We start from the raw sequence: 8419 nt of genomic DNA, 5'->3' as shown, positions 1-8419 counted from the left end.
CCCTGGCGGTTCTTGCGCAGGCGCTGGCGCGGCGAGTGGGCCTTGGCGATGGCCTCGTCGGTAAACGGAACGTCGGCGCGGGCGCTCTCCATGGGGTTCTCGGCGCTGGCCTTGATGGGGTCGATAACAGGGCCGCCGGCGGGGTTGACGTCGGCCTCGCGATAACGCTTCATCATGTCCGCCTGCAGCTGCTGGGCCGAGGGCGGCGTCCAGATGACGGCGTTTGCGCCGGCTTCGCGCGTCTCGCGTACGGAGAGGGACGAGCGTCCACCCGATGCGATGAGCGGCATGTTGGGGTAGATCTCGCGCAGCTGGCGCAAGACGTTGGGCGTATCCTTTCCCGCGGCCACGTTGAGGATCTTGGCGCCCGCCTTGACCTTGGCGTGGGCGACCTCGTCGCATCGGATGACCGTGGCGATGACCGGGATATCGATCATGCTGGCGATCTGCTCGACCATCTCGGGGCTGGCGGGGGAGTTCACGATGACGCCCGCGGCGCCCTGCATCTCGGAGACGGCGGCCAGCTGCACGGAGCGCTTGCCCGCGGTGGTGCCGCCGCCCACGCCGACGAATACGGGGCATTCGGCCACGGTGAGCAGGGCCTGCGTGATGGCGGGCTGCGCGGTGAAGGGGTAGACGGCGAAGATCGCGTCGGCGTTGGAGTTGCGGATGACCGCTACGTCGGTGGTGTAGAGCAGCGACTTGATGCGGCGGCCGAACAGGGTGAAGCCGCTGCACTCTTCCATTTCCTCGGGTACCGAGAGGGCGGCCTTGCGGAGACGGCCCTCGATGGGCGCCGGCTCGAGCGGAAGTACGCCGCCGGGCGTGACGGCGGTGACGGGCTCGGCGAATTCCTCGGCGAACTCGACTTCGGAGAAATCGATGGTCGCCTCGATGTTCTCGGGGACCTCGGCGGGTACCTGGACCGGGGGCTCGACGGCCTGCATGGGCGCATCGGGTCGAGGATCGGGCTGCTGGGTTACCGGCTGACCGGACCCCTCGGGCGTGTACGGCGCCTGCTTGTCGGTATGCATGGAGTCCATGGCGTCCCCCTTACGTCAAATGGTTGGTTTTACGCGTAATGCGCGAAAACACAGTCGGTTTTACCCGAGCTGAATGAGCTTATACCGAATCGCTATGCGAGTCCATGCCGAATCCGCGGATGGTAGCACGGTTCTTTTTACGTCGTGTTATCGAATGCGGATGCGCCGGAGCCGCCCGTCTGCTAGCCTGGTAGGCTGATGGCGATCGAGTGCGCGCGGCGCTTTGCCCGCGCTGGCAGAAACGGCGGTGACGCGTATGAACGGCATGGTGGTTTTAGGTCCGATGCTGCTGTGCGCAGGCGCGGTTTGCGGCGTCGGCCTTCTGTATCTGGCCATCACGTCCCTGCGCGACGCCCGGCGCTCCGGCCGACGCGGCGATCGCTCGCGCGACTAGCGCGCCCGTTTCTTTATAGCGGCGAGGAAGAATCCCTCGTAGAGCCTGGTGGGGCATACCGTGATCGCGCCCTCGTCCAGGCGGCAGGGCAGCTGCGGGATATCGTCGAGCGCTTCGGCCGACAGGTCGACCGCGGCGAGCTCGCAGTCTTTATGCCGCTTGAGGGCTCCGCGTACGATGTCCTCGTTTTCCTGCGGAAGCACCGAGCAGGTGGAGTAGATGAGCGTGCAGCCGGGCTTGAGCACGGTGAGGCCGCGATCGAGCAGGGCCGCCTGCGCCTTGGTGACCTTGGCGAGGAGCTGGGGCGTGATGCGCTTCGCGGCGCGCTCGTCGCCCGCGCGCACGGTGCCCGTTCCGGTGCAGGGCGCGTCGAGGAGCACCTGGTCGAACGAGAAGAACTCGTCCAGGCGGCGCGCGTCGGTGCGCATGACCTGGGTGTTGCGCACGCCCATCTTGGCCAGGTTGTACTCGAGCTTCTCGGCGCGGGGCACGTTGAGCTCGCATGCCATGATGCGCGCCTCCCCGTGGCTGAGCGCGGCGAGCTGCGAGGTCTTGCCGCCGGGTGCGGCGCACATGTCCAGGACGTCGGCGCGGGGCTGCGGGCCAAGCGCGAGCGGCGGCAGCATCGACGAGATGCTCTGCAGGTAGATGCCGCCGGCGCGGTAGATATCGAGCCCCCACAGCTCGCGCTCGCGGATGCCCTCGGCTATGAACGCGTCCGGGTACCAGGGCACGGTGCCGGCCGAGATGCCGGCTTCCCCGAGGGCCTCCAGCACGTCCTCGGCGCTCGCCTTGAGGGTGTTGGCGCGAAAGGTCACGGGGCGGTCGTTGGCGGCGGCGAGGCCGTCGGCGATGCGCTGCGCGTGGTGCTCGTCATATGCCTGGGCCAGCTGTTCCACAAGGAATGCGGGAAGGCCGGTTGCTTCGTCCATGGGTGCTCCTGTCATCGAATCGTATGGAACCATTGTCGCAGAATCGCGCCCGGGGGACAAAGCGCGCCCGCGCCTCGCTTAGAGGAGCGCGCCCGCGCAGACGAGCGCGGCTGCCACGGCGCAGGCGGCCATATCGGCGCCGCGCATCGGGTAGCGCTTGTAGGCGCTATCGTGTCCGCGCAGGTAGAAGCCGCGCTGCTCGGCTGCCAGCGCGCTGGCGTCGGTCTTGGCCACCGACGAGAGCAGCAGCGGAATGCAGAGCGGCAGCATGAGCCGCATCTTCTTGAGCGGGTTCTTGGTGTCGAACGCCACGCCGCGCGCGGTCTGGGCCTCCATGATGGCGTCCATCTCCTGGCCGAATACGGGTACGAAGCGCAGCACGGTGGTGAAGGCGAACGCGTAGTGATAGGGGACGTGCAGGACCTCGACGCAAGCGTTGGCGAGGTCGTTGGGGCGGGTCACCATGAGCATGAGCACGAGCGGCAGGGCCACGCCCAGCAGGCGCAGGCTGGCGCGCGCCCCCGAGGCGACGCCTTCCGTGGTGAAGAAGGCGAAGAGGGGGGCGCCGCCTTGGACGAAGACCGATTGCAGCACGAGCATGAGCAGGGAGAGGGGCACGAGCACCCGTAGGAGCGAGGCCAGGCGACCGAGCACGCCCGCGTAGGCTCCCAGGGCGAGCGTGAGCGCCAGGAGCCCGATGAGCGCGGGGAAGCCCTGCGCCAGGAAGGTCGCGACGATGATGCCCGTAGCGAGCGCGAGCTTGCTGACGGGGTTGAGGCGGTGCAGGAACGTGGCGCCGTCGACGTAGTCGATCACGTTAATCATGGTGGATCAGCTCCTCGCAGGTGGCAACGATATCGGAGACCTCGGTGATGGGGGCGAAGCGCGGCGAGACGCGCGCGGCCAGCTCGCCGGCCAGGGCGCAAACCTGGGGCGGCGCGATGCTGGCGGCGTCCATGAGCGGGGCGTTCGAGAACACCTCGCGCGTCGTGCCCGCGCCGATGATGCGGCCCCCCGCCATGACGACCAGGCGGTCGGCGAAGTCCGAGACGACCTCCATGTCGTGGCACACCATAAGCACGGCGCTGCCGCGGCGGGCCATCTCGCGCACGGCGCGCATCACGGTCATGCACTCTCTATAGTCGAGGCCGCTGGTGGGCTCGTCCAGGATGACGAGCTCCGGATCGAGGGCGACGACCGAGGCCAGGGCCACGAGCTGGCGCTGGCCGCGCGAGAGCGCGAACGGCGCGCGGTCGGGGTCGAGGCCGAAGCGCCGCGCAGCCTCTTCCGCGCGGATGCGGGCTTGCTCGGCGGCGGCGCCGTGGAGCTGGAGGCCGAAGGCGACCTCGTCGCGGACGGTTTCCTGGCAGATCTGGCGGTCGGGGTTTTGGAAGAGCGTCGCGGCGTGCCGGGCGATGTGCGATACGGGCGTGCTTCGGGTGTCCGAGCCGGCTACGAGCACGCGCCCGCCATTCGGCTTGAGCAGGCCGTTGACGAGCTTGGTGAGGGTGGTCTTGCCGGCGCCGTTTTGACCTACGACGCCTACGATCTCGCCCGCGCGCACCTCCAGGTCGAGGTCGCGCACGCTGCTGCCGCCCTGGGGGTAGGCGAACGACGCGCCCTCGATCCGCAGGGTCGCGGGAGCCGATGCGTCCGCGGCGCCGGCGGGGTCGGGGCGGCTGCAGGCCGGATCGCCCGCTATGGGCTTGCAGGCGGAGCCATGTGGTGCTGCGACAGGCACTGCCCGCTGTTCGCTACCGGCAGAGACGATCGATTCGACGAGCCGGACGGCCTCGTCCACGTTGAGGCACGGACGGCTCTCGCGTGCAAGGCCGCGCTCGACGAGGCTGTTGTACACGCGCGTCACGCGGGGGCAGTCCACGCCTATGCGCCGCAGGGCCCGGGCGTGCGCGAACACCTCGCGCGGAGCGCCGTCCAACGCAACGGAGCCGTCGTCCATAACCACCACGCGGCTGCAGTATTCCGAGAGCAGCGCCACCATCTGCTCGACCACCACGATGGTCACGCCGTGGTCCCGGTTGATGGCGCGCAGGGTGTCGAAGACGAGGCGGGCGCTGCCGGGGTCGAGGGCCGAGGTGGGCTCGTCCAGAACGAGGACGCGCGGCCGGAGCGCGAGGATGGCCGCGATGGCGACCTTTTGCTTCTGCCCGCCCGAGAGCGTGGCGATCTGGCGTGCGCGCAGCTCGCGGATGCCCGTGGTGGCAAGCGCCTCGTCGACGCGCGCCTCGATCTGCTCGCGGGACACGCCGAAGTTCTCTAGGCCGAACAGCAGCTCGTCCTCGACGACCGAGGCCACCATCTGCGCGTCGATGTCCTGTCCCACGCTTCCTACCGTACGGGCGATGTCGGTGAGCGTGATCTCGCAGGTGTCGTGTCCGGCAACGTGGACGGCGCCGTAGAGGGCGCCGCGGTGATGGTGCGGTATGGCGCCCGAAAGCGCTGCGGCCAGCGTGGACTTGCCGGCGCCCGAGGGCCCGATCACGCCCACGAACGCCCCGGGTTCGATCGCGAGCGTGACGTCGCGAAGCGCGGGCTCCTTCGTATGCTGGTAGAAGAACGAGACGTGGTCGAGGGTGATGATGGGGTCCATGGCTGCCTTTCGGTGAGGGGCGGACGGGGAGGCGCGGGCCGTGCGTCGTTTCGCGCGGGCATGGGGCGGCCGTTACTCGTCGATGCCGAGCGTGGTGCGAACGGGTCGGTAGAGCGCTTGCACCAGCAGGGCGTTGAAGACGGCGGTGGCCGTCACCACGGGCAGCATGGCGGCCGCAAGCTGGGTTGCCGCGCCCACCAGCGCCATCTTGATACACATGAATATGACGCCCGAAAGCATGGTGGTGACGAAGGTGCCCGCCAAGGGCGTGATGCCGGCGGCGCGTCCGCGCATCCCGAGGCGAACGATGAGCGCCATCGCCACGGCCGCCGCGCCCTCGGCGGCGAAATCGATGAACGGCGAGGTGGTGGTGAGCTGGATGATGGCGGCCGACATGATGCCGATGGCAAGGGCCTGGCGCAGCGTGGGGCGGATGAGCAGGATGGCGAGGCAGAACGCCGAGACGATGAACTCGGGGCTGATCATGCCCGCCGAAAGCGCCGAGATGGCCTTGCCCACGGTGAAGTTGAGGATGAACCCGGCGGCAAGCAGGATGGCCAGCAGGACGAGCGAGCGGACATCGAGGTTCGCGCGGGCGGGAGCGGTGATGGTGCGGGGCTGGTCGTAGGGGGTCATGCGGGGTGCTTCCTTTCTGGCAGGGCGGCGTCGCTGCGGGCGGGGCGGGTGGCGGGGAGCTTGCCATCGGGGGATGGGGCGGGATGGGGGGGGCTTTGGAAAAAGAAAAAGGCCCCCGGTCAAACCGGAGGCCTTGGTTGCGCTACAGGGGCTGGGGCGCGATAGGACTCACCTTTGACCGACCGAGATCGCATCGTGCCACCACCAGTTGTTGAGAGAGGCGTTCATCGTGCTCTGCATGGTGTTGGCTCCTTTCGGTCCGTCGGGGGCGGGGCGCCCGCTGTACTTGGGCGAAACTATAGCACACGGCTCGCGCCGCGCAAGGAACGATTGAATATCGTTGCAGATACGTTTCGCCGAACGGCGCGGCCGGCGAAGCTAGGCGCCGAGTTTGGAGAACTCGTCGACGATGAGGTCGAGGCAGGCGGGCAGGGCCCGGGCGCTGAATGAGCCGGCGTTGCTGGGAATGAGCTCGCCATCGAACTGCATGCCCAGGGAGGGCGTGCAGGTGATCGCGGCCTCGCGCGCCTGGAAGAGCGTGAACTGCGGGCGGCCCAGGCCGGTGCCCGCGCGGTCGAGCACACCCGCCAGCAGCGTGGGCAGGAGCTCGACCGTCTTGGCCGGCTCGATCACCGCGATGTCGATGAGGCCGTCGTTCATGCGGCATCCGGGGAAGAGGTTGATTTCGTTTTGGATCACCGACGTGTTGCCCACCATGCATCCGATGCCGTCGAGCTCGTGCGTTTCGCCGTCGCATTCGATGGTGAAGTGCGCTACCTGCGGAGAGGGCGTTGCCAGGGCCGAGAGCATATAGGCGATCTCGCCCATCTCGCCCTTCGTGGCCTCTGCTTTCTGCATGATGGTGGCGTCGAAGCCCGTGCCGGCTATGATGATGAATCCGTGGCTGCGCTCGGCCCCCGTCTCGTCCACCCAGCTCATCTCGCCCATATCGGCCTTCACGGTGCGCCCGGCGCGGCACGCCTTGGCAAGCGCCGCGGCCTCGGGCGCGTTGCCGATGTTGTTGAAGAACAGGTTGGCGGTTCCCGACGGGAATACCAGGATGGGCACGTGTACGTTGCGCAGGCAGTTGAGCATGTTGGAAACGCTGCCGTCGCCACCCGATACCACGATGCGGTCGAAGGAGGCCGCATCGCTCGTGGCGTCCTCGGGCTCCATGCCCACGCCTATGAAGCGCATGACGATTTCATCCCCCGGCGCGCTGAGGGCGTGGGCGAAGGCGAAGATCTCGTCCGAACGCGGGCCGGATGCGGGGTTGTGGATGATGAGGAAGCGCATGCGGAATTCCCTCCGAAGGACGCGGTGCTCTTAAGGACATGTCGTCTTTTCCTACCCGATACAGCGGATTGCAAGCACCGTGCGCCGCGATTCGGCGTTTCTCCACGGCATGTCCTCTATATTCCGTGGCGCTTGCATGTCTCCCGCCGCAGGCACGGCAATCGCGATAGAATGAAAATATGTGTGCGGCTCCCTGCTGGAACGGGCGCCGCGCAGTTCGTCGTTCGCCTGTGATCGAGGGGTTCTTTCACGTATGTATATTTCCACCAGCGCCGACCTTCTGGAGTTTTGCACGCGGGCCCGCACGTTTGACGCCGTGGCCGTGGATACCGAGTTCCTCCGCGAGCGGACCTATCATCCGCGCCTGTGCCTGGTGCAGGTGGCCACTCCCGATGAGTGCGCGGTCATCGACCCGCTGGCGATCGCCGACCTCGCCCCGCTTCGCGACCTGCTCGCCGATGCGGCGGTGACCAAGGTGTTCCATGCCTGCTCCCAAGATATGGAGGTCCTGCACCACGCCCTGGGCGTGCTGCCCGCCCCCATCTTCGACACGCAGGTGGCCGCCGCCTTTTTGGGCGAGCGCGTCCAGACGTCTTACAACAGCCTGGTCCACGCCTTCTGCGGTATCACGCTTCCCAAGAGCGAGTCGCTGACCGACTGGTCGCGCCGTCCGCTCACGCCCGAGCAGCTCGAGTACGCTGTCGACGACGTCCGCTACCTCATCGTCGCGTTCGGCGTGATCCGCGAGCGCCTCGAGGAGCAGGGCCGCCTGTCGTGGGTGCTCGACGAGCTGCGCCCCCTCACCGAGCTGAGCCACTACGAGGTCGACCCCCGCACCGCCTTCAAGCGCGTGAAGCGCGTGAACTCGCTCACGCGGCGCCAGCTCGCCGTGGCGCGCGAGCTCGCATCGTGGCGCGAGCGCAAGGCCGAGCAGGCCGACATCCCGCGCAAATGGGTCATGCCCGACGAGGTCCTGCTGGCGCTGGCTCGCCGTCCCCCGCAGACGCCCGACGAGCTCAAGCGCATGCGCGGCACCGAGCAGCTCTCCGTGCAGGACGTCGCGGCGATCATCGCCGGCGTCGAGCGCGGCGGCTCGTGCCCGGCGGAGAAGCTTCCGTTCCTGCCGCGTCCCCATAAGGCGCCCGCGCCCGAGCTGGAGAGCGTCATCGACCTCATGTACGCCCTTATCCGCCTGGTGGCCGAGCGCTCCGGCGTGGCGACGTCCGTGATCGCCTCCCGCGACGAGCTCATCGACTACGTTTCGCATCCCGAGCGCAGCCGCCTGCGCGAGGGCTGGCGCTTCGAGCTGGTGGGCACGTTGATCGACGACCTGCTCCAGGGCAATATCGGTCTTACGGTGAAGGACCGGGCGCTCGAGATCTTATAGGTCGGCACCGCCCGATTTGGGGTATAAGGCGTTCCGTCGGTCCGATATGCAAGGAGATGCACGCATGTTCTATCCGTACTACGGCTTCGGCTACGATCCCGCCTATATTGCCCTGGTGCT

8 protein-coding genes are annotated in these 8419 nt (G+C 67.9%); 2 read left to right on the top strand and 6 right to left on the bottom strand.

Annotation, left to right across the window (positions count from 1 at the left end; translation table 11 throughout):
- On the bottom strand, positions 1–1043 hold a 1043-nt coding region (locus I2E26_RS09115; protein WP_229056505.1), incomplete at its 3' end, for a hypothetical protein.
- Between the two features lie 256 nt (positions 1044–1299).
- Between I2E26_RS09115 and I2E26_RS07830 the strand changes: the two genes are divergently transcribed.
- Complete coding sequence (locus I2E26_RS07830) at positions 1300–1437, top strand: hypothetical protein (protein ID WP_195420289.1); 138 nt, start codon at positions 1300–1302, stop codon at positions 1435–1437.
- Here the strand turns inward: I2E26_RS07830 and I2E26_RS07825 are convergent.
- From I2E26_RS07825 to I2E26_RS07805, 5 genes are all read right to left on the bottom strand, one after another.
- Positions 1434–2369 carry an RsmB/NOP family class I SAM-dependent RNA methyltransferase gene (locus I2E26_RS07825; RefSeq protein ID WP_195420288.1) on the bottom strand — a complete coding sequence of 312 codons (936 nt, stop codon included), beginning with the start codon at positions 2367–2369 and terminating at the stop codon, positions 1434–1436. The two genes, I2E26_RS07830 and I2E26_RS07825, sit on opposite strands and share 4 nt — an antisense overlap.
- 78 nt (positions 2370–2447) lie before the next feature.
- A complete protein-coding gene (locus tag I2E26_RS07820; protein WP_195420287.1) occupies positions 2448–3194 on the bottom strand; it encodes an energy-coupling factor transporter transmembrane protein EcfT in 747 nt (248 codons plus the stop codon).
- Positions 3187–4980, bottom strand: coding sequence for an ABC transporter ATP-binding protein (locus I2E26_RS07815; RefSeq protein ID WP_195420286.1), 1794 nt, complete (start codon positions 4978–4980; stop codon positions 3187–3189). Before I2E26_RS07815 ends, I2E26_RS07820 begins: the two co-directional genes overlap by 8 nt.
- A 72-nt stretch (positions 4981–5052) precedes the next feature.
- Complete coding sequence (locus I2E26_RS07810; protein ID WP_195420285.1) at positions 5053–5616, bottom strand: hypothetical protein; 564 nt, start codon at positions 5614–5616, stop codon at positions 5053–5055.
- 378 nt (positions 5617–5994) lie between these two features.
- A complete protein-coding gene (locus I2E26_RS07805; protein ID WP_195420284.1) occupies positions 5995–6912 on the bottom strand; it encodes a diacylglycerol kinase family protein in 918 nt (305 codons plus the stop codon).
- A 253-nt stretch (positions 6913–7165) separates the two neighbouring features.
- Between I2E26_RS07805 and rnd the strand changes: the two genes are divergently transcribed.
- Positions 7166–8299, top strand: coding sequence for a ribonuclease D (rnd, locus tag I2E26_RS07800; protein ID WP_195420283.1), 1134 nt, complete (start codon positions 7166–7168; stop codon positions 8297–8299).
- The last annotated feature ends 120 nt before the right edge of the window (positions 8300–8419 follow it).

The sequence above is a fragment of the Collinsella sp. D33t1_170424_A12 genome, assembly GCF_015554865.1.
In the GTDB taxonomy this organism is placed as follows: domain Bacteria; phylum Actinomycetota; class Coriobacteriia; order Coriobacteriales; family Coriobacteriaceae; genus Collinsella.
The sequence above is the reverse complement of the archived record's forward strand: the minus strand, read 5'-3'. Positions and strand labels throughout refer to the sequence as shown.

Excerpts from the sequence above, each read along its gene's own strand:
- I2E26_RS07830 (WP_195420289.1), top strand. The coding sequence starts at position 1,300 with ATGAACGGCATGGTGGTTTTAGGTCCGATGCTGCTGTGCGCAGGCGCG.
- I2E26_RS07825 (WP_195420288.1), bottom strand. The coding sequence starts at position 2,369 with ATGGACGAAGCAACCGGCCTTCCCGCATTCCTTGTGGAACAGCTGGCC.
- I2E26_RS07820 (WP_195420287.1), bottom strand. The coding sequence starts at position 3,194 with ATGATTAACGTGATCGACTACGTCGACGGCGCCACGTTCCTGCACCGC.
- I2E26_RS07815 (WP_195420286.1), bottom strand. The coding sequence starts at position 4,980 with ATGGACCCCATCATCACCCTCGACCACGTCTCGTTCTTCTACCAGCAT.
- I2E26_RS07810 (WP_195420285.1), bottom strand. The coding sequence starts at position 5,616 with ATGACCCCCTACGACCAGCCCCGCACCATCACCGCTCCCGCCCGCGCG.
- I2E26_RS07805 (WP_195420284.1), bottom strand. The coding sequence starts at position 6,912 with ATGCGCTTCCTCATCATCCACAACCCCGCATCCGGCCCGCGTTCGGAC.
- rnd (WP_195420283.1), top strand. The coding sequence starts at position 7,166 with ATGTATATTTCCACCAGCGCCGACCTTCTGGAGTTTTGCACGCGGGCC.